At 57.6% G+C, this 20,355-nt stretch carries 14 protein-coding genes and 2 pseudogenes; 6 read left to right on the top strand and 10 right to left on the bottom strand.

The window, feature by feature from the left end; translation table 11 throughout:
- Positions 1-789: 789 nt before the first annotated feature.
- From purH to ML_RS00795, 4 genes are read right to left on the bottom strand one after another with little or no spacing between them, the layout of a single operon-like run.
- Positions 790-2,373: a bifunctional phosphoribosylaminoimidazolecarboxamide formyltransferase/IMP cyclohydrolase gene (gene purH, locus ML_RS00810; RefSeq protein WP_010907571.1), complete on the bottom strand. Its 1,584-nt coding sequence runs from the start codon at positions 2,371-2,373 to the stop codon at positions 790-792.
- Positions 2,370-3,017, bottom strand: a complete 648-nt coding sequence (gene purN, locus ML_RS00805) for a phosphoribosylglycinamide formyltransferase (protein ID WP_010907570.1) — start codon at positions 3,015-3,017, stop codon at positions 2,370-2,372. The genes purH and purN overlap by 4 nt, the downstream gene beginning before the upstream one ends.
- Before the next feature lie 29 nt (positions 3,018-3,046).
- Complete coding sequence (locus ML_RS00800; protein WP_010907569.1) at positions 3,047-4,339, bottom strand: cell division protein PerM; 1,293 nt, start codon at positions 4,337-4,339, stop codon at positions 3,047-3,049.
- A gap of 48 nt (positions 4,340-4,387) precedes the next feature.
- A complete protein-coding gene (locus ML_RS00795; RefSeq protein ID WP_041322304.1) occupies positions 4,388-5,281 on the bottom strand; it encodes a DUF5336 domain-containing protein in 894 nt (297 codons plus the stop codon).
- Positions 5,282-5,536: 255 nt separating this feature from the next.
- Here ML_RS00795 and ML_RS00790 point away from each other — a divergent pair.
- A pseudogene (locus ML_RS00790) lies at positions 5,537-6,401 on the top strand (LLM class flavin-dependent oxidoreductase).
- A 26-nt stretch (positions 6,402-6,427) separates the two neighbouring features.
- Here ML_RS00790 and sucD read toward each other — a convergent pair.
- A complete protein-coding gene (gene sucD / locus ML_RS00785) occupies positions 6,428-7,330 on the bottom strand; it encodes a succinate--CoA ligase subunit alpha (RefSeq protein ID WP_010907567.1) in 903 nt (300 codons plus the stop codon).
- A 19-nt stretch (positions 7,331-7,349) separates the two neighbouring features.
- Entirely contained in the window at positions 7,350-8,531 is a 1,182-nt protein-coding gene (gene sucC, locus ML_RS00780) for an ADP-forming succinate--CoA ligase subunit beta (RefSeq protein WP_010907566.1), read from the bottom strand.
- Between the two features lie 296 nt (positions 8,532-8,827).
- Here sucC and ML_RS00775 point away from each other — a divergent pair, with 296 nt between their 5' ends.
- Both ML_RS00775 and ML_RS00770 read left to right on the top strand, forming a co-directional pair.
- Positions 8,828-9,829, top strand: a complete 1,002-nt coding sequence (locus tag ML_RS00775) for a M23 family metallopeptidase (RefSeq protein WP_010907565.1) — start codon at positions 8,828-8,830, stop codon at positions 9,827-9,829.
- 328 nt (positions 9,830-10,157) lie between these two features.
- Positions 10,158-10,343: a hypothetical protein gene (locus ML_RS00770; protein WP_111480941.1), complete on the top strand. Its 186-nt coding sequence runs from the start codon at positions 10,158-10,160 to the stop codon at positions 10,341-10,343.
- Positions 10,344-10,380: 37 nt separating this feature from the next.
- Here the strand turns inward: ML_RS00770 and ML_RS00765 are convergent, their stop codons facing one another.
- Positions 10,381-12,717 carry a UvrD-helicase domain-containing protein gene (locus ML_RS00765; RefSeq protein WP_010907564.1) on the bottom strand — a complete coding sequence of 779 codons (2,337 nt, stop codon included), beginning with the start codon at positions 12,715-12,717 and terminating at the stop codon, positions 10,381-10,383.
- Between the two features lie 779 nt (positions 12,718-13,496).
- Here ML_RS00765 and ML_RS00755 point away from each other — a divergent pair.
- Positions 13,497-13,814 carry a chorismate mutase gene (locus ML_RS00755; protein WP_010907562.1) on the top strand — a complete coding sequence of 106 codons (318 nt, stop codon included), beginning with the start codon at positions 13,497-13,499 and terminating at the stop codon, positions 13,812-13,814.
- A 360-nt stretch (positions 13,815-14,174) separates the two neighbouring features.
- A complete protein-coding gene (gene pgi / locus ML_RS00750; protein WP_010907561.1) occupies positions 14,175-15,839 on the top strand; it encodes a glucose-6-phosphate isomerase in 1,665 nt (554 codons plus the stop codon).
- An 829-nt stretch (positions 15,840-16,668) separates the two neighbouring features.
- Here pgi and ML_RS14635 read toward each other — a convergent pair.
- From ML_RS14635 to ML_RS00735, 3 genes and pseudogenes are all read right to left on the bottom strand, one after another.
- Positions 16,669-17,537, bottom strand: a pseudogene (locus tag ML_RS14635) (DNA-formamidopyrimidine glycosylase family protein).
- Positions 17,538-17,706: 169 nt separating this feature from the next.
- Positions 17,707-18,120: a PE family protein gene (locus ML_RS00740; protein WP_162618216.1), complete on the bottom strand. Its 414-nt coding sequence runs from the start codon at positions 18,118-18,120 to the stop codon at positions 17,707-17,709.
- A gap of 95 nt (positions 18,121-18,215) precedes the next feature.
- On the bottom strand, positions 18,216-18,476 hold the full coding sequence (locus ML_RS00735) for a hypothetical protein (protein WP_145985159.1): 261 nt from the start codon (positions 18,474-18,476) through the stop codon (positions 18,216-18,218).
- Positions 18,477-19,958: 1,482 nt separating this feature from the next.
- On the opposite strand from ML_RS00735, the gene ML_RS00730 reads away from it, so the two are divergent.
- Positions 19,959-20,102, top strand: coding sequence for a hypothetical protein (locus ML_RS00730; protein WP_156511828.1), 144 nt, complete (start codon positions 19,959-19,961; stop codon positions 20,100-20,102).
- The last annotated feature ends 253 nt before the right edge of the window (positions 20,103-20,355 follow it).

Raw genomic sequence — 20,355 nt, 5'->3', positions numbered from 1 at the left:
CGGTGCCATGGAACGGACCCCAGAACCTGGGGTGGCTACGACCAGGATTTGGACACAGGAAGCGATGTAAACGGAGGAATGGATGTACCAGTAGAGGGCCTGTGGTCAGGGTAGTGGATCTACCGCGTGGTGGCAAATAACACAATGGACCCCAGAAATTCCGCATTGCCAGCACCTGATTACAGTTGTTCGGCATCGCCGAGATTCAGCTAAACTGTCCCTAGTCGCCGCAAAAAGTGCTGACTAGCATCCGGTCATTTTTCATAATGTCCTGCTGCTTTACATCGGGTTTGTGCCGAACGACGAACTACCGCAGGATTGGAAAGCGTAGCGGTTGCCAACACATTACAGCACTAGCAGTGCTTTTAGGTTACTATGTATGAAGTCCGCTTGTGTTACGCCCGATGTGTGGCCGGGCAGCCGGAACAAGATCGTGACTGCATCGAAGAACCCTGAACCAGGAGTTTAGTATTGAGCACTACCGCGTACTGCACCGATGTCCTATAGGCAGTTTTATGTTGATCGGCTCCGGTATCACCGTCACATTGGGAAGTCGTCACGTGTCCGACAGCTACAGCCAGCGGCACATGTTGTCGCTCACGACCGGCGCCCGTTCCATCAAGTGGTACATAAGCAGCAGATTTTAGTGGCATCCGGAAATATATAACCGTGTGAGTGTTTCGTGCATATGTCACAGCACATGGCCGAGTCAAGCGCTATTGCGTACCCCCCACCCCGATACGGGTGCTGCGCCAGCCCCGGGCTTGACTCAAATTTAACGCATGAAGTCTAGTGCACGAAGTGGCGAACTCCGGTGAGATACAAAGTGACCCCGGCTTTGGTCGCGGCTGCGGTAACCTCCGCGTCACGCACGGAGCCCCCGGGGTGCACTATCGCCGTGACTCCGGCCGCGGCCAGCGTCTGAAGTCCGTCAGCAAAGGGAAAGAACGCATCGGAAGCTACCACTGCGCCACGGACCCGGTCGCCGCCACGCTCAACGGCAAGTCGAGCGGCGTCGACTCGGTTAACCTGACCCATGCCAACACCTATGGTGGCGCCGTCGGCGGCGATCACAATCGCGTTCGACTTCACCGCGCGGCAGGCACGCCACGCAAAAACCAAGTCCGTCAACGTCGCCGGGCCGGCCGGTGATCCGGTTGCCAAGGTCCAGTTCGCTGGGTTGTCACCGGCCGTGTCAAGCTGATCGGGTTGCTGGATCAACAGTCCCCCGCTGACCGGCCGTAGCTCGCTACCACCGCGTAGCGGTGCGGAGGCCACCAAGACTCGGACGTTTTTTTTGCAGGACAGCACGTCGACGGCGCCTGGTGCGTAGGAGGGTGCAACGATAACCTCGGTGAAGATGGTGCTCACGTACTCTGCCATCTCAAGGCTGACCTCAGTATTGGCGGCAATAACTCCGCCGTAGGCACTCAACGGGTCGCATTCGTGAGCCTTGCGATGTGCGTCGGCGACCGAAAGCGACGATATTGCAATCCCGCACGGGTTGGCATGTTTGATGATTGCCACGCACGACTGCTCGTGGTCGAAGGCAGCACGCCAGGCTGCGTCTGCGTCAGTGAAGTTGTTGTAGGACATGTTTTTCCCATGCAGCTGCTCGGCCTGGGCCAAGCCAGGACAGGCACTGGGGTCGCTGTACAAGGCCGCCTGCTGGTGCGGGTTCTCCCCGTAGCGCAGAATTGCTGAGCGACGCCAGCTCCGGCCAAACCACTGCGGAAACGCCGTTGGTGGCTGTTCGGGCGCCAGCGTCGACTGCATCCAACTAGCGACGGCGATTTCGTATTCCGCTATGTGCTGAAATGCCATCGAAGCCAGCATTTTACGCTCGGCAAGGGTGAACCCACCGCCCTGCACCGCGGCAAGCACGCCAACGTACCCAAGCGGGTCGGTGACCACCGCCACACTGGGATGGTTCTTTGCGGCCGCTCGCACCATCGAAGATCCGCCAATATCGATCTGTTCGACACATTCGTCGACAGTCGCACCGGACTTGACCGTCTGGCTGAACGGATACAAGTTGACGACAACTAGTTCGAATGCCTCAATTCCGAGTTGTTCAAGCGCCGCGGCGTGTTCAGGTTTACGCAAGTCGGCCAACAGTCCGGCATGAACCCGAGGGTGCAATGTCTTGACTCGGCCGTCAAGTACCTCGGGGAACCCGGTCAGTTCCTCCACAGGTGTCACCGCAATCCCTTGATCGGCAATGGCTTTCGCGGTCGATCCGGTCGAGACGATATCGACACCCGCCGCATTCAGACCCTGGGCAAGGTCAATCAGACCGGTCTTGTCGTATACACTGATCAACGCGCGGCGAATCGGTTTTCTTGCCATGTCTCGCTCGCCGTCACTGCTCATTCTATGGTTGCCTTTCGTCCGATCGTCGCTTTTCTGCCGACCAAGGTCACGCCACCTGTCGCGATCACGGCCACCACGTCAACCAACAGCCGTCGTTCGATGACCTTGATGCGTTCATGCAAAGCCGCGGTGTCGTCACCGTCGAGCACCGGAACGGATTGCTGCGCTAATATCGGCCCAGTGTCAGTGCCGGCATCCACTAGGTGCACCGTAGCGCCTGTGACCTTCACACCGTAGGCCAACGCGTCAGCTACGCCATGCGTACCCGGAAATGCCGGGAGTAGCGCCGGATGGGTATTGACGATGCGACCAAAGAATCGTGCAAGAAACTGCGGCCCAAGGATTCTCATAAATCCTGCCAAGACGACCAGATCGGGCTTGTACGATGCGACGGCTTCGGTGATCTTGGCGTCCCAGGCATCCCGTCCGGGGGGGTCAGCGAGTCGGACGGTAAAGGTCGGCACTGATGCTGCCTTGGCGATCTTTGTCGCCCCGCAGTCACGGTCGACACCGACGGCCACCACCCGGGCCGGGTAATTGCCAACAGAGGCGTCGATCAGTGAACCCAGTAACGAACCAGTGCCCGAGGCCAACACCACCACCCGCGATGGTGCACTGGGGGACACACAGAGCGGTTCCTGCACACTGCGAGCGTAGTCTTGGCGACGATGCGCTAATCCGCTGCCTCGCCGGGCTCAGCCTTGGGTATTTCGTCCTCTCCGGAGAGATCGAAAGGAACGTTGAGATCAACGCCGAAGTACGCTTCGTGGTCTTTCGACGATGCGTCGGCGTGCTCTTCGGAAGACAGGGCCGGTGGTGGTTTGAGGTGTCTGGGAAAACGCTTGATCCCGCAGGCCACCACCACCGTGACCCAACCGACGACCGCGAACCAGAAAAAAACCCCGACCACCAGGGCACCCTGATCCACGTCGATATCGCCGAAATTGCCCAGCCGGCCGCTCCCGGCATACCCAAGCAATGCCATCATCAGTGCCCCGGTCGCCGCCGCAACCAGCAGCTTAGCCAGCGCGGCAAGAAGAGGCAGCGGATGTCTAGTGCATTGTTGCCCGACCGCAACTCCAGATGCCGCGCCAACGATCAGCAGGGCAACCCAAACTGGCGCGAGCGGCGGTGTGGGAGCCGCAGCTAATACTGGCAATGCCGGGATATCGCCGCCAAAAACAGTGAACGAACTAAACGTCGCAAAACCAAGATGGGCACTGGAACCGACCGCGACAGCCGAAGTGCCCACGATCACGTTGGGCGCATACAGCACCGACAGTACTGTCAAGCTGAATTGGCCAAATATCGAATCGGTGATGCCGTAAAATTCTTGCATTGTCGCCCAGTGCACAACCAGCGACCCCGCCGTTACCAGGCCGGAAAGCCCAAGCAACGCCAGCACTCCGGCTGTCGCGGCGTGCACCGAATCACCCACCCAATCCGGCAACCGCGATGCCGTCAGCACCCGTCGACCCACCCGGGAATTCACCCCGATCGCCGCACCGATGGCATGCACCACCAGCACACCAGTGAACGCACGTAAGGCCTTGGGCGTCTGTAGTTCGGTCAGCACCGACGATGCGTCGTGAATAACCGCGAGCGAGATCGCTGCTATCAGCAAGGGGCCACCCAAAGCGGACGCGACGACCCAGCGGATAACGAGCCACGACGAGTACGCAGAAGTGGCCTGCGAAGTGCTATGTGCGGTAGCCCACACCATCAACAAGACCGGTAACAGCGGCATTATGCTCAGTTCGCGGCCGCCGATCGCGATCGGCACCTGATGTACGCCGAGCCACATACTGGCGATGGCTCCCAACGCGCCGGTCATATCGCTGTTGGCGATCAGCAGCTGGAGCAGGGTGATCGCAGCGATTATGGCCAGTGCCACCACCGCCGGACCGAATGCGACCTTTACCAGGTCACGCGCCTGGCGAACACCCGCGGCCCGATTGTCCCCCACCCGTGTGGTTCCTGGCGCATTTGCCCAGCTAGGCACGAAAGCGTCCGTTTAAACCGGCGCTGACCCCGATGATGACGACGTCGACTCACGACCCTGGCCGAAGCCCTGCTTACTGTCGGTGGGATTGGAGTAACTAACCGGAGCCGAACCAGCCTGCGACCCGGCGGCCGCGCCGACCGATGGTGGCGGGCTAAAGCTTGGGAAGCCGGTGGGTGGGGTGGATGGTCCTTGTTGCGCCGAGTGCTGCGCACTGAATCCGCCAGTAGCCGGCATCCCTGCCTGGATCTGAGTCGGGCTTGAAGTATAAGCGCCGTACTGCGCCCCGTACCCGGCGGGTGACTGCTGCGGGCTGTGCGCGTTCAGTCCGACCTGAAGCTGTCTATTCGGCTGCCCGTAATACGATTGAGCCCCGTACTGTCCGTACTGCAGGTAAGGATCGTAACTCAGCCGCGGTGCCGGCGCAGTGATAATGCCAGCTTCCAGTAGAAGCGCGGCGACGGCGGCAATCGCTTGGAGCACGCTGCAAACCAGAATGAACCACATAGCCCAACCGATCGAGAAGCCGGCGGGCATATTGATCATCTCCGAGATTGCCAACAACGCACCCAGAACCGCGATCGCCCCGACTACCCCGGCGCTGCTCTTCGCCTTGGGTAGCAGATCCAACCCGGCAAGCAGGGCGGCCAGCAGCGCAACGACGACCGCAGTGCCGGCATCACCGGCAAATCCACCGGAGCCTGGACCAATGTCGGAGCTCGATGTAAACGTCGGGCCAAAATTTCCGAGATACACTGCCAAACCGAGTACCACCACCGCGATCGTCAAATAGTGGTAAAGCTGGCTCTCACCGACATCGCTTTTGACAAAAGAAGGTGTCGCGCCGGGGTAGGATCCGGCGGGCTGCACGAGTGGATATCCGGGACTACCGGGCAAGTAGGTCATGACTCCTCCTGTTATTTCCAGTGCCGTCACGGCGCCACTGCTGCAGTGCAACGCTGTGCTCCCATGCGCACCGTTGGATAAACGCCCAAATTGGCAGCGCTTACGTTGCGGCGCATTCGATCATCAACGCTAGCGCACGTTAGGGCGACCGCGCCGGCACGACCTGCGTGTCAGCTCGCCTACCACCGATGGACGCCGAAATCGTCGGCACGACCGCTTGGCCGTCGCAGGTGGAACACGCTCTAAATTCTTGGTATGGGCTACGGGATTGCGCTTTTAACCAACGACCGCGGCATCACCCCCGCGGCAGCAGTCAAGCTTGCGGAGAGCCACGGCTTCCGCAAGTTCTATGTGCCCGAACACACCCATATGCCATTGCCACTCAGACCCCACTACCTGGTTACGGATGAGTATCACTGTCCAGTGACGACAGCTATATGCGATGCGTACCTATGACTCATGGGTAAGTTTGGGCGCGACATGCGCGGTTATATCGGCAGGCTACGACTGTTCATGGTGGTGGCGCTGCCCGTCTAACATGACCCAATCACACTTGCGAAAAGTATTGTCAACCTGGATAATTTGTCCGGCGAGTGAGTGAACTTCGGCGTCGGGTTCGGTTGGAAGACCAACGAGCTCACCGATCACGATGTGCCATCCGGGCGGCGCCGCACCATGGTGTACGAATGCCTCGAAGCAATGCAGGCATTATGGACACAAGAATGAAGCCGTTATATGACGGCGAGTTCGTCAGGTTCGGGTCTAGCTGGGTCTGTATCAAGCCGGTGCAGCCTCTAAATTCCTGTGTTAGTGGGCGGAGCGAACACCGAGAAGAATTTCACGTGGATCTCCTGCGACACTGACAGCTGGATCATGACTCCGCGTGACTACGACATCGACGAGCCGGTGCAGCCACTGGAAGACACCTGGGCGGCCGCTTGCTGCGCTCGGCTCTCTACTAGATTGTAGCCCCTTGGACATCAAGCCGATGCCCAAGATGATAGCGCGGTAGGCCGAGCTCGGGGTGACCGAGGTAATGTTCGGCCTACCGGATCGCTCCGAGGATGAGGTCCCCGGTTACATCAAGGGACTATTCGAAAAACTGACCGCTGCAGTGTAGCGGCGGAAGAGGTCTGCGCCAGCCCATTACAGGGTGCACAGAATCTCGCGGACCAACACAGCCGTCTCCGACGGAGTCTTACCGACTTTGACTCCCGCTGCCTCTAAGGCGTCCTTCTTGACAGCCGCAGTGCCCGACGAGCCGGACACGATGGCACCAGCATGGCCCATCGTCTTACCTTCCGGCGCAGTGAATCCCGCGACGTATCCTACAACGGGCTTGGACACGTTAGCTTTGATGTAGTCTGCCGCACGCTCTTCGGCATCCCCCCCGATCTCGCCGATCATGACGATGATTTTGGTGTCGGGATCCTGTTCGAAGGCTTCGATGGCGTCGATGTGCGTGGTACCAATCACCGGGTCACCACCGATACCGATTGCGGTCGAGAAGCCGAAATCGCTGAGCTCGAACATCATCTGGTAGGTCAAGGTGCCCGACTTAGACACCAAACCAATCGGACCTGCTCCGGTGATGGTAGCTGGAGTAATGCCAACCAACGACTGGCCGGGAGTAATGATACCGGGGCAGTTCGGGCCGATTATGCGAGTCTTAGTACCTTTGTTGAGATTGTAGGCCCATGCATATACACTGTCTTGCACCGGAATTCCCTCAGTGATGATGACCAGCAGCGGAATTTCTGCTTCGACGGCCTCGATAATGGCTTCTTTGGCAAACCGCGGCGGCACAAATATGATCGAGACGTCGGCGCCGGTGTTTTCGATGGCTTCGGCCACGGTGCCAAACACTGGCAGTGTGATGATCCGGCCGTGTTTGTCCTCATGCGTTACATTGGTGCCTGCCTTGCGGGCATTGACGCCGCCCACGATTTGGGTTCCCGCCTTGAGCATGCGGGCGGTGTGAACGGCAGCCTCGCTGCCAGTGATACCCTGGACGATGACTGTGTTGTCTTTAGTGAGGAAAATCGCCATATCTTTCAGTCAAGTCCTTTCAAGTGCGGGCCAACTCGGCGGCCTTGTTAGCGGCCTCGTCCATCGTCGGGACCAGCATCACTAGCGGATGGTTGGCCTCGGCCAGGATGCGTCGGCCTTCACCGACGTTATTGCCGTCCAGGCGCACCACTAAAGGCTTGTTGGCCTCATCACCCAAGATTTCCAATGCCTTGACAATTCCGGTAGCGACGGTGTCACATGTGGTAATCCCACCGAATATGTTGACGAACACGCTCTTGACCTGAACGTCGCCCAGAACTACGTCCAGACTGGCAGCCATCACCTCAGCGGAAGCGCCGCCACCGATATCGAGGAAGTTGGCCGGCTTAACCCCCCCGTGCTGTTCCCCTGCATAGGCGACGACGTCGAAGGTCGACATGGTCAGACCCGCGCCGTTACCGATGATCCCCACCTCACCGTCGAGCTTGATGTAGTTGAGGTTGTGCTGCTTGGCCTTCCACTCCAGCGGATCAGTGGCCGCGCGATCTTCGAACTCGGCATGGCCGGGCTGGCGGAAGCGGGCGTTGGCATCAAGAGTGACCTTGCCGTCCAGCGCCAAAATCTTGCCCGAGCTTCCGTACCCGCGGGAGGGAGTGCGCACCAACGGGTTGACCTCCACCAGGGTGGCGTCCTCGGCTACAAAGAGTTCCCACAACTTGGCGATGGTGGCCGCGGCGGCGTCGAGCACCTCAGCCGGCAGATGGCCCTGCTGCGCAATAGAGCGTGCGCAGGCTAAATCTACACCCTTTACCGCGTCCACCGAGACCTTGGCCAGTCGCTCAGGCTTGGTGGCGGCCACCTCTTCGATTTCCATGCCGCCTTCCACCGAGCACATCGCAAGGTATGTTCGGTTGGCACGGTCGAGCAGGAAGGAGAGATAGTATTCCTCGGCGATGTCGCTAGCTTCGACCACCAGCAATTTCTTGACAATATGGCCTTTTATGTCCAGGCCAAGAATGTTCTTGGCCTGTTGGTAGGCTTCTTCTGGGGTGGCAGCATATTTGACGCCACCCGCTTTGCCTCGCCCGCCTGTTTTTACCTGAGCTTTCACCATTACGGGACGACCAATCTCCATGGCGATGGTCTTAGCGCCTTCCGCGCTGTCGGTCACCCGTCCTTGTATGCCAGGGACGCCGTGCTTGGCGAACAATTCCTTAGCTTGATACTCGAAAAGATCCATGGGCTCGCTGTCTTCGCATTGGCCAATAGTGTAGGCGGTTCCAATTTGGCAACTCGCACGATGAAACTGTAGTCACATACCCAAACGGTGGCTGTCACCGCATACCACCGATGTGATATCGGTCACTAATTTGTTTAGCTGTTCGGTACAGTGATACAAATCACAATTTTGGGTGAAATTTGTTCCCGATTTGCCAGCGGTATCCGTTAGCGGATACCGTCTCAGGGTCCAGATAACGTTATGGTCACGATCCGAGGACATTCAGGTTGCCCCAGCACGATCTCGTTCGCTTCTGCATGGCTGCCGAAGCTGTGCGCTCATTCCGCAACCGCTGGTTGAATCATCAACGCAACGACGTCACCGAAATCATTCCCGTCGACGGCTTTGACGACTTCGATGACCTTTATGACCTAGATTTCGCCGAAATTGACGAACTCCAGTTCAGCGACGACGACTACAACTTCTGCAACGAAACGCAAGTGTTGCTGGCTTCAGAGATCGACGATTTACAGGACATCGACAGCTTGGCTTCGGAACCGCTAGCAGCGTCTGCCAACGTTGCCCCGAACTTCACCAGCGCGCCGCGCCGACCCTGCCAGCATCGAAAGCAACCAACCAGCGCGACCAGAGGCCGTTTGCTGATCTCGGCAATGGCCGCCGGAGCAATGGCCACAGCAGCACATACCGTCATTAGTCATGACGATATCCCCAAGACCGAGACAGTGCTGACCGCCAACGCATCGGCGCTGAGCGGCGCAACGGTCAGCGACGCAACCCAGGGTGTTCAGGTCATCACAGTCCATCCCGCGGCTAGTACTGCGGTGCACAACGAGGAGCACGCCAAAGGCACAGCTTTCGCTCACGAGCGTGCTCAACGTGAGGCGCGGCTGTCGCAGCCGCTCTATGTGATGCCAACGAAAGGTATATTCACTTCAAATTTTGGATACCGCTGGGGTGTGCTGCACGCCGGTATCGACCTGGCCAACGCGATCGGAACCCCGATCCTTGCGGTGTCCGACGGTGTAGTCATCGACGTTGGACCGACAGCCGGCTACGGCATGTGGGTCAAGCTGCGCCACGCCGACGGCACAGTCACACTCTATGGTCACGTCAACACCACGCTGGTCAACGTCGGTCAGTACGTGGTGGCGGGTGACCAGATAGCTACCATGGGTACCCGAGGCAACTCCACCGGCCCGCACTTGCATTTCGAAGTGCTGCTCAGCGGCAGTGAACGAATTGACCCCGTGCCGTGGCTAGCCAAGCGGGGAATCTACGTCGGCAATTACACCGGTTAACCTTGTAACCGCATAGGACGATCCACCTTCCTCCCCACAACTACCCGGCCCTACAGTGTCGATCAACGGATTCACGGACCAGGATCATCCGACACGCCTCGGCAGGATCAATTCCCGCAAGTTCGAATTCAGATGCGGATTCTCAGGCCACTAACATGTCCCCCCACTTACCTTGGGTGTCCACCACTCGAGCGAACTTGCTCGAAGGTCCGGAGAAGCACCGACCGGACAGCCAAGCGGCTGTACGGCGACCGCCGACGGTGCGGCCAGCATCGTCAGCCAGCGATCATCGGCTGTTTTACAGTACAGTACGGCAGGGTTTTCCCTGGTGTTTGTCATATCCACCGCGGCCGGCATAATCATGCTGCTCTATTGGGCTCTATCCCCAGCGATAGTCGCCTTGCTGCCCTCCGGGGGAGTAATATTCATCCCAGGCGCTCGGGTGGTGTGGATTGTGCACGCCCTTCCGCTGCTGCCGCCCGGCAGCGTAATGAGGGCGTTACACTCGCGCTAACCAAACGTTGACTTATGGGGTTATGACCCGTGCCGGCTCAAAGCTTGGTGACAGGGGCGTGGTTGTGCATCAGCTTTATTCGCCCCGAACTGCCGAAGTCGATCAGTGATATCGCTGATTCACCGACCCCGGAAACTTCCTCAACCCGACCCAGGCCGTACTTGTCGTGCGTCACTCGATCACCGGGCGCCAGCACCAGCAGCGCACGCTTGCTCGCCCCGGACCGGATCGACGACGGACGCACCCTACCGAACCGGCTTGCGCCACTCGCTGGCGTACTGTATGAATCGGTGAGAATACTACGCCGCCAGTCGATGAGTTCCGGAGGAATTTCCCGCAGGAACCGTGACTCAGGGTTGAGAATGGGCTGTCCCCAAGAAGACCGAGTGATGGCCCTGCTCAAGTAGAGACGTTGACGTGCCCGGGTTATGCCGACATAGGCCAGCCGACGCTCCTCCGAAAGCTCGGTCGGATCACCCAGAGTTCGCATGTGCGGCAACATGCCGTCCTCCCATCCAGTGACGAACACCACGGGAAATTCCAATCCTTTCGCGGCATGCAACGTCATTAGTGTGACGACACCGGAATTGTTCTCGGGGATCTGGTCGGTGTCGGACATCAGTGACACCTTTTCCAGAAACGCCGCCAACGCACCGGTATCCGGCACGTCTTCATCCTCGGGAGTATGCAAGGACTTCGCAAGCGCGGCAGCGTTAGCCTGTTCAGTGCTAAATTCGTGTGCGAAGCTTACTAGTTCATTGAGGTTGTCCAGACGGGCTAACTCCTGCGGGTCCGTGGAGGACTCCAACTCCCTGAGGTATCCGCTGCGTTCCAACACAGATTCGACCAGTTCACCCAGGTCGTCATCGACACGACACCGCAGGTCGTCAAGCAGTGCAACAAACCCCGCGATCGCTTTCACCGAGCGGGTATTTAGCATGGGCACTTTGCCTTCCGCCACAGCCTGTAGTGCATCGGCGAAGCTAGTTCCGGTATTTTCTGCGTACACCGACACACAAGCCTCGGCACGATCGCCGATGCCTCGACGCGGTGTGTTGAGGATGCGCCGCATACTGACGGCATCGCCGGGGTTATCTAGTACTCGCAGGTAAGCGATAAGGTCGCGAATCTCCTTGCTTTCATAAAAACAAAAACCCCCAACAACTTTGTACGGAATCCCGGTGGGGATAAACACTTCCTCCAATGATCGCGATAAGTTGTTAGCTCGATACAAGACAGCCACATCATCGTAGGTAATCTCGCCACCCCCGACCAGAGCATCGATTTCATCGGCGATGAACTTGGCCTCGTCGTGCTCGTTGTCGGAGACGTATCCAACGATCAACTCGCCTTTGCCAGCGTCTGTCCACAAGCGCTTGTCGCGGCGTCCGAAGTTACGAGCGATCACGGAGTTAGCCGCCGACAGAATGTTTTGCGTTGAGCGGTAATTCTGTTCCAGCAGAATCGTTGTGGTGTCCGGGTAGTCACGCTCGAAGTCCTCGATATTGCTAATGGTGGATCCGCGGAACGCATAGATCGACTGGTCGGCATCGCCTACAACGCACAACTCCCCCGGAGGCATGTCGTCAGGTGAATTCCTGGCCCCGTGTCCGACCAATTCCCGCACCAGCACGTACTGTGCGTGGTTAGTGTCTTGGTATTCGTCGACTAGGACGTGCCGGAACCGCCGCCGGTAGTGTTCGGCGATCTGCGGGAAAGCTTGTAGGATCCCAACAGTTTCTCCGATCAGGTCATCGAAGTCCAGCGCGTTAGCTGTCCGCAGTCGCCGCTGGTATTCGCCGTAGACTGTGGCAACGGTGCGAGCCAGGTCATCAGTGTCTGAAGACAGGTTGGCTACCGCACTTTCGGCGTCGATCAATTCGTTCTTCAAGTTGGAGATGGCGTTGGCCATCAGCCGTGGCGAATACCGCTTGATGTCGAGTCCCATGTCTTGTCCGATCATCTGCAGCAGGCTACGCGAATCATCGACGTCATAGATCGAAAAGTTGGAGTTGAGCCCGCCGATCAGCGAAGCCTGGTTACGTAGAATGCGCACGCAGGTCGAATGAAACGTCGACACCCACATAGACGGCCCAGTGTGGTCTCCAACCAGTCGGGCCACGCGCTCGCGCATCTCCGCAGCGGCTTTGTTGGTGAAGGTGATGGCCAGAATCTGACTGACCCCGACACTTCGGGCTGCAATCAGGTAAGCGATCCGTCGAGCCAATACTGTAGTTTTGCCCGAGCCCGCGCCGGCCACAATCAGCAGCGGCGAACCCTCATGTACCACCGCCTGGCGCTGCTGCGGGTTAAGGCCGTCAAGCAGCCGATCTACTTCAGAGTCGGGCTTGGCATCTGTCGTGTGCACACTCATGTACTTTCAAATCTACCGCCGTACGCCTATGGCGGCTGGCCAGGCTACACAGCGAGCATGATCTGACCCGCCGGGGCTCGTGCTAACCGAGCGTGAAGCTGGCCGAGCGCTCAGAGAAGGCACCGGGGCAATCCGCTAGGCACCCGGCCATGGCGTTGTTGCCCTGGTCAGTCGAACGGTTTGCCTGAGCCATATGCTGTTGCTGTACTCCAGTCATGTGCTTCCGCACAATCCCGATGTTGTTATCCAAGTTGAATTTATGGAGCCGCACCTAAACTCATTGGCTAGTCATCTCAGGCAGCTGCCACTCGAAGCGTCGACACAAATCCTGTCAAAAGCCCACCTCAGACCATTTTGGCGGCCCAAGTGAGAACACAGTTTGAGATTTAAGGTCATCTGGCGGTGTGTGTCCAGGGCTGTCCATCAACTGCATTCCGGAGGCTGTCGTATCGCAGCATGCTCGTTGAGCATCGAAATCCAAGCTACTGAAGACCCGTATGCCTTGCGATCAGTCGCCGAACGCTACCGACGTCATGCTAAACTTCTTCACATTCACACCAAAAATTTGAGTCGCGATTTTGCACCAGCCCGGCCGTGAGTGGCACACTTATTTTTGTGTTCAACAAGCAGCGCCCCATGCAGCTCTCAACCCACGAGGTGTACCGCCGATTTTTCTACGGGTACGGGCTAACGGTGCCCGTGGTGTAGCTGCTTTCGCAGAGCCCCGGGGTTCGCTTCCGGCTTCGGGGTTCAACTCTCTTTGTGAGGTCTGATACCGAATGAGACCAGAACCCCCACATCACGAGAACGCGGAGTTAACAGAGATGAACACTGAGGTGGTCGAAGCGCCGCTCCTGACCGACATCGAGGAGTTGCGCGAAGAGATCGACCGGTTAGACGCTCAGATTCTCGCTACGGTAAAGCGGCGTGCCGAAGTATCCCAGGCGATCGGGAAGGTAAGAATGGCGTCTGGCGGCACTCGCCTGGTACATAGCCGCGAGATGAAGGTCATCGAACGCTATAGTGAGCTCGGTCCTGATGGTAAGGATCTGGCAATACTGTTGTTACGATTAGGCAGAGGCCGGCTTGGCCACTAATGCCAGCAAGACCCGTATAGGTGCACCAGCAGCTCGGGTAAAGCATATTGCAGCGTCCAGCGGTCACATCGTGGGCAATATCTCGTATTGATCCACAACAATCCAGCAGTCAATGTCATGCAGCTGGTCGCTAATGACATAGGTGTTGAGTGTATATGCCGGAAACAAGCCAGCTTTAGAGCAGAGACTTGGCTGTTCAACGTATCGGACAACGGCACCCACACCTGGGCATACTGGGGTCGACAATTACAGGCCATGCAGTCAGATTTGCAGCGTGTAAAGCGTGTAATGGGCGCCGGTTAAACGCGCTAAACTTGGTCTAACTGCACCGTAGCGTCAAAGCGAACTAGGGTCAAAACCATGACCTCCATGCAAGCAATCCCCGACATCACTGCCACCCCGGCGTGGGACGCTCTGCGCAGGCATCACGATGAGATCGGGGCAACCCATTTACGCCAGTTCTTCGCCGATAATCCCAATCGCGGCCGCGAGCTCGTGATCACAGTCGGAGATCTTTACATCGACTACAGCAAACATCGCATCACCCACGATACGGTGCAGCTGCTGGTAGATCTGGCCCGAGCTGCCAACCTTGAACAACGCCGCGACCAGATGCTCGCCGGCGTACACGTCAACACCTCGGAGAATCGGTCGGTGCTACACACCGCGCTGCGGCTACCCCGAGACACCGAACTGATCGTCGACGGCCAAAACGTGGTCCAGGACGTACACGCGGTACTGGACGTCATGGGTGACTTCACCGACCGGCTACGCAGCGGCGAATGGACCGGAGCCACCGGGAAACGTATCAACACTGTCGTCAACATCGGCATTGGTGGTTCAGACCTGGGTCCAGTTATGGTTTACCAGGCACTGCGCCACTATGCCGACGCGGGGATCTCGGCGCGTTTCGTGTCCAACATCGATCCCGCCGATCTGACTGCTAAATTGTCAGATTTAGAGCCTGGCACAACGCTTTTCATCGTAGCATCGAAGACGTTCTCTACGCTGGAAACATTGACCAACGCCACCGCTGCGCGGCGCTGGCTGACCGACGCACTTGGCGAAGCCGCCGTTTCCAAGCATTTCGTCGCTGTCTCTACCAACAAACGCCTGGTTAAGGACTTCGGTATCAACACGGCTAATATGTTCGGCTTCTGGGAATGGGTTGGTGGCCGTTATTCGGTCGATTCGGCGATCGGGCTGTCGCTGATGGCGGTCGTCGGGCGAGAGTCTTTCGCTGATTTCCTGTCCGGCTTCCACATCGTTGACCAACATTTCCAGAACGCGCCATTGGAGTCCAACGCTCCTGTGCTGCTCGGCCTGATCGGACTGTGGTACTCTGATTTCTTGGGTGCACAATCACGAGCCGTGCTGCCGTATTCCAACGACTTGGCGCGTTTCGCGGCCTATCTGCAACAGCTAACTATGGAATCCAACGGTAAGTCGACGCGCGCTGACGGCACGCCAGTCACTACCAATACCGGTGAAATCTATTGGGGCGAAACGGGAACCAATGGTCAACACGCTTTTTACCAGTTGCTGCATCAGGGCACCCGGCTGGTTCCGGCCGATTTCATCGGATTCAGCCAACCTATCGACGATTTGCCAACTGTCGATGGCATCGGCAGCATGCACGATCTGTTAATGAGCAATTTCTTCGCTCAGACCCAAGTGCTGGCATTCGGCAAAACTGCGGAAGAAATCGCAGCAGAAGGTACACCCGCCGAAGTTGTTCCACACAAGGTAATGCCTGGAAATCGTCCGACAACATCGATCCTGGCCAACCGACTCACCCCGTCGGTGTTGGGCCAACTGATAGCACTCTACGAGCATCAGGTGTTCACCGAGGGCGTGATTTGGGGCATCGACTCGTTCGACCAGTGGGGTGTGGAGCTGGGCAAGAAACAAGCCGAAGCACTGCTTCCGGTAATTACTGGCAACGCCTCGCCCGCGCAACAGTTGGACAGCTCCACTGATACGCTGGTTCGTCGCTACCGGACAGAACGAGGGCGTACGAGCTGACGTGCTTACGCAGCGAGTGTCCGCAAAATGCTCCCCCAATGCAGCGTGTCGTTGTACAGACCCCTTACGATCTCAGCCAGGAGAAGCGCTGCAGCGATACCAGCGTCGCTCACGGCCACCATAGCACCCTCACCCGACCGGGATCGCGTTCTGTCGCGTCGACAAGCATCTTAACGCCAGTTGCATTGTCTACCACATAAACATTGTGCTAGCTGATTTGGCCGCCATCTCTGTTTATATGTAGCCCTTCTCCACCACCGAGATCTTAATCGAGCCACTTAAGTTATTTGGAGTTATTTGGCGCACAAAAATCCTCCCAGTGAGTGCATTCTGACTTTGCTTGTGGCGGAATATTTTTAAGGTCATCTACCCTTTTTGTCACTGAGTACCGAAAACACGGGCACCAGATGGCTCCCCGAGCCGCTTTTTGTGAACATATCCAGTGTAGTGTCAATCTACACTAGGGAGGTCACCAAGTTGGTGTCAACAGTCGCCTTTATTGGCCTACAGCTTGCCGGAGCCGAGCCGGGCTCCCTTACGAATAGCTGACCAGCGACAACAATGCGGGACATTCCTGCCAGGATCATCACTGAGTTCGCAGAACACCTTACGACATCTGCGTATGGTGGTGAACGTCCAACGCAGCGACCGCAATCTTGAGGGCAATGATAGCACATCTTTGCATCTTCGTCCAACTTATCGACGCGACGGGCACACAGCGACAGGTAACGACTCGTGGAAGCGAGAGAATGTGCCATCCCAGCGCCCAGGACGGAACTGGCACCATTGATGAGGATTTTCTGGAGAGCAACCCAGGGTGGCACATCAACTACATAAGCAGCAGCGACATGTGCCGGTTGGCCAACACCTTGCCACCGGTCTGGCACGTTGGACAGTACTGAAAAGACTTGTCCGAGAACGACACTTCACGCACGGTATCTTCCCACTCCGGGCACGACACCCCGGTACGTGCATGCACCTGTAGCACGGATCGCTTCTCCTTTTTAAGCATGGCTCCTTTTTAAGCATGGCAGCCCCCTGGCTGATGGACCGTCGGACAGCATCGACACCATCGCGTCATGCCGGTACTAAGCTGTTCGTACAAATAACTTCCCGGTTACGGCGAACGGCGAGATCTTGGCAACCTGCAGAATCTCGTCGCTGTAAGCGTTGCCGATACCGGCGATCACCTTTTGATCGGTAATGTGACGGTCTTAATCCGATCGGTATTGCCGACCAGAAGCCCCGCCAGGCGCTCGACAGTGACACCCAGAGCATATGGTCCGAGGACAGCAAGCCCGGGGACCTATTGCGGGGTGGCAACCAACCAGGCAGGTCAGCTAGTTGCTTCTGGGGCCCGGCCTGAGTTAGGTTGAAGCCGGGTACTCTACTGGAAGCTATCTGGATCGATATGCAGCGTGGTCAGACCTTGGTCCGACCCCAGCAGTGTCGCTGGTTAGCTTGTCAGACCACCGTAACCAGCCCACGCGCGGCATGATTGAGTGATCAACACCACTGTGTTCGCCTGCAGTCTAGATACTTTCCCACCGGTCGGCCCCGACTACTGTCTGGCCGCGCAAACGCGTAGATGGGCTTAAGCACGGACAGCGCAGCAACATCGAGGCGGCCGACCGACAAACCGACCGCTTCACGCCGCAAATAGTCGACTAAAGCTTCGATTTCGGGAAGTTCAGGCACACATTCAGTGTGCAGTATCGTGGCGGCAAGTTATTAACGCCTCTATGCTGGCTCGAAAGCTCCCGGTCGGCCAACAAGCGTTCTCGCTCTGCCTACGGTGCCACCGTTGCCAAACAACAATCCGCCATATCCGCCGTTTTGCCCGGCAAAAAGGTGGCCATTAACCTCATTACCGATCAGCGGGCGTCCTAAACAATGCCTGGGTCGGAACCTTGATTACATTGAGTGCTTCTTGCTCTCCCGTTTGTAAAGGCAAAGTGTTGGTAGCCTTTGTGGCGGCATACTGGCCCGCTCCACCACTCATCAATTGCACAAACTGGTCATGGAACAACACCACTTGAGTTCTGAGTGCCTGATACGCCTGGGTGTGTATGACGATCAACGCCGCCACCGCAGCCAACACTGCATCGCCACCTGCCGCAAGTGCACCTGTCGTCGGGGCCAGCACCGCCGTGTTGGCCAAGCTTATCGCCGAACAGATATTCGCCAAATCAGTTGCCACCGAGGCTACGTACTTCGGCGCCACGATCAGAAAGGATATCCATACTTCCCCTGACTGACCGACCTTCGCACTGTCGCACAACGGTGATCGCTCGGCAGGAAAAAGCGTATCGTTAACCACGTCGCGCTGGCGGATCTTGAGTAAATCCTTTAATATCGGGCTACTAAGTTTCGCACCTAGTCACCGAGCTCTGGGCAAATAGACATCCATGATCCAGCCTGTGCTGCGGCCCGCATCACGGCGATGCGCGTCTCGACATCGCCAATCGCGCCCACCAGGGCAACTCGTCGGTGGTCCTTAACTTGGGCAGCACCAAATCTGGCTTCATACTCCCCTATGAGACGCTGGTCGGCACCGGCTTGACTGAGACGTATCCGGCAGGCCTGGGGGACAACATGGAGACCTATCTTGGGGTTGCCGTTTATGGGTTCCCCCAAACTATTTCTTCATAACCGGCCCTGCCATTCGCTTCGCAGTAGAGACTGTGCAGTGTTACCGCAGAGGAAAGGCACCCTCACGAAAGTCGGATGGACTGGAATTCGAACAGCAACCGATGGGCGGAGTACGACAGGATGCATCGGCAACCCTGAATTCCAGGCGTCCAATTCCTTTTCGGCCAAGTTAGTAACGGGGGCGCTCCAGCCGCTGATTAGAAGCCCGCACTCACACAGCAGTGGATTGCTGACTGGCGCGCCGGCTGCGGTGAGCGTGAGTAGTTAAGTTACCGAGCTTGTTGGCCATTGCCGCTCGCACGGAGGCTTGACCCTCGGGGTAGTTGGACATCCGAAACTCCCCTACGCAACTGCATTATGGAGGCCACTCTAAACCAGCTTTCAGTCATCGTCGTCGACGTCACCGGACTCCAAATAGTAGCGGAATCGGGAACAGTGCGATGAAGGCCATAAATCGGCTCGCGCATAGCGCTGTCCAGCGCGCCGATGCCCAGCTTACCGCAAATTTGACCAGTCTTCGCGAGTCACGCCACCTGATTCCACGAATGGATTACTACCTGGTCGTAAACCACGCTCATCCCAGTTGCGTCGGTGGTTGTCAACGTGTTTGTGGAAAACCTGATGGGACATACTAGAAGCGCCCCCTGGTGCAGATCAAAAGTGATGGCACGACAGTCGCTATTGCGGTGTCCGACGGTAGTAGCGTGCCCGCTCGGCGGCTGGCGCCATCCCTGACTGGCATTGATGGGTCTGGTTTGGGATGGGGGCTGCGTTATCATGAGTCTGAGGTAGAAGCCCCACATCATCGGGCAAGACAGTCTGGACGGTGGTTAGTTCCCGCAAACCAACTTTAGAATTTCACCTGATTTGCCCTGTTGCAGAGTAGTCTTAACGTGGATACAAGTAGAATACGCGTGGGGGTAACCACTTTAATTGATGGAGTGACTGACCGAGCCGATGTTCTGCATCCCTCTGGCCGGAGGGGGCCGGCTTGAAGTACCTGGGCCATAGTCGATAACCTCACTTAACTGGTTGAGTCCGACTCCACAGTGACCGTATAACTCTGTCACCAGCCACGAATTCCTGGATAACAGGGAAATCATCGAGCCTTTGTCTTGCCAGCAACATTGGGTACAGTATCGCGTCACACGATAAGGTTCACTTTAGTTCGGCTTCAAGCTGCCCGTTCGGCCGTCCGCCCTGGTGGCTAAACAGATGTCGACGGCCCGGAGTCGGATTAGTTTTTATTTTTTGCCAGCCAGGATAATTCACCGCAGATTACATGGACACGACATTTGCGTCGGAGCCAGCACCCAAGAATTTCGGTGGGATAGCTTGATATTCGGCGTAACAGCGACCCGTGGGGGAAAGATAACCAAAGGATTGGCGACTAAGTTCGAAGACGGGTTGTTCTAGTGGTGGGTGGTTTTGAGGCGTTTAGGTGTGGTTGGTTGAGGTAAGTGGGCGGTGTATGTGGTTGCTGTCTTGGAGTTGCGCGATGGCGACCGGGGTCGGCTGGGGTGGTTGACGAGGGTGTTGTGGGTGCTGGTGGGGCAGGTGACACGGGCGTGGATTGTGTGGTTGGTGTCCGATGGAGTGGCTAGATACTGATATCGCGGTTCGGGTACGCCGGGGACGGGACGTGCTTCGGTGATCGATGAGGTCATGGTGCTCGTAGAGACGTTGGTCGGCGATGTTATGCGAATCGGCCGTTCAGCGTCGGAGCGGCCCGTCACCGGAGCAGTTGATGGCTGTGGGGGATTTCGTTTTCCTTGGCCGCGCGGATCTGGCATAAGTGGGGGCATCCAGTCGCATCGCGTGAAGACCTTCAAGTTCGTTACCGACCCCGACGTGGGAGACCAAA

Source organism: Mycobacterium leprae TN, assembly GCF_000195855.1.
Classification (GTDB): domain Bacteria; phylum Actinomycetota; class Actinomycetes; order Mycobacteriales; family Mycobacteriaceae; genus Mycobacterium; species Mycobacterium leprae.
Note: the sequence above shows the minus strand (reverse complement) of the source record. Positions and strands in the feature narration are given on the sequence as shown.

Bases quoted from the DNA above. Each gene is read 5' to 3' on its own strand.
- ML_RS00755 (WP_010907562.1), top strand. From the start codon at position 13,497: ATGAGACCAGAACCCCCACATCACGAGAACGCGGAGTTAACAGAGATG.
- ML_RS00775 (WP_010907565.1), top strand. From the start codon at position 8,828: ATGGCTGCCGAAGCTGTGCGCTCATTCCGCAACCGCTGGTTGAATCAT.
- sucD (WP_010907567.1), bottom strand. From the start codon at position 7,330: ATGGCGATTTTCCTCACTAAAGACAACACAGTCATCGTCCAGGGTATC.
- ML_RS00795 (WP_041322304.1), bottom strand. From the start codon at position 5,281: ATGACCTACTTGCCCGGTAGTCCCGGATATCCACTCGTGCAGCCCGCC.
- sucC (WP_010907566.1), bottom strand. From the start codon at position 8,531: ATGGATCTTTTCGAGTATCAAGCTAAGGAATTGTTCGCCAAGCACGGC.
- purH (WP_010907571.1), bottom strand. From the start codon at position 2,373: ATGAGCAGTGACGGCGAGCGAGACATGGCAAGAAAACCGATTCGCCGC.
- ML_RS00765 (WP_010907564.1), bottom strand. From the start codon at position 12,717: ATGAGTGTGCACACGACAGATGCCAAGCCCGACTCTGAAGTAGATCGG.
- pgi (WP_010907561.1), top strand. From the start codon at position 14,175: ATGACCTCCATGCAAGCAATCCCCGACATCACTGCCACCCCGGCGTGG.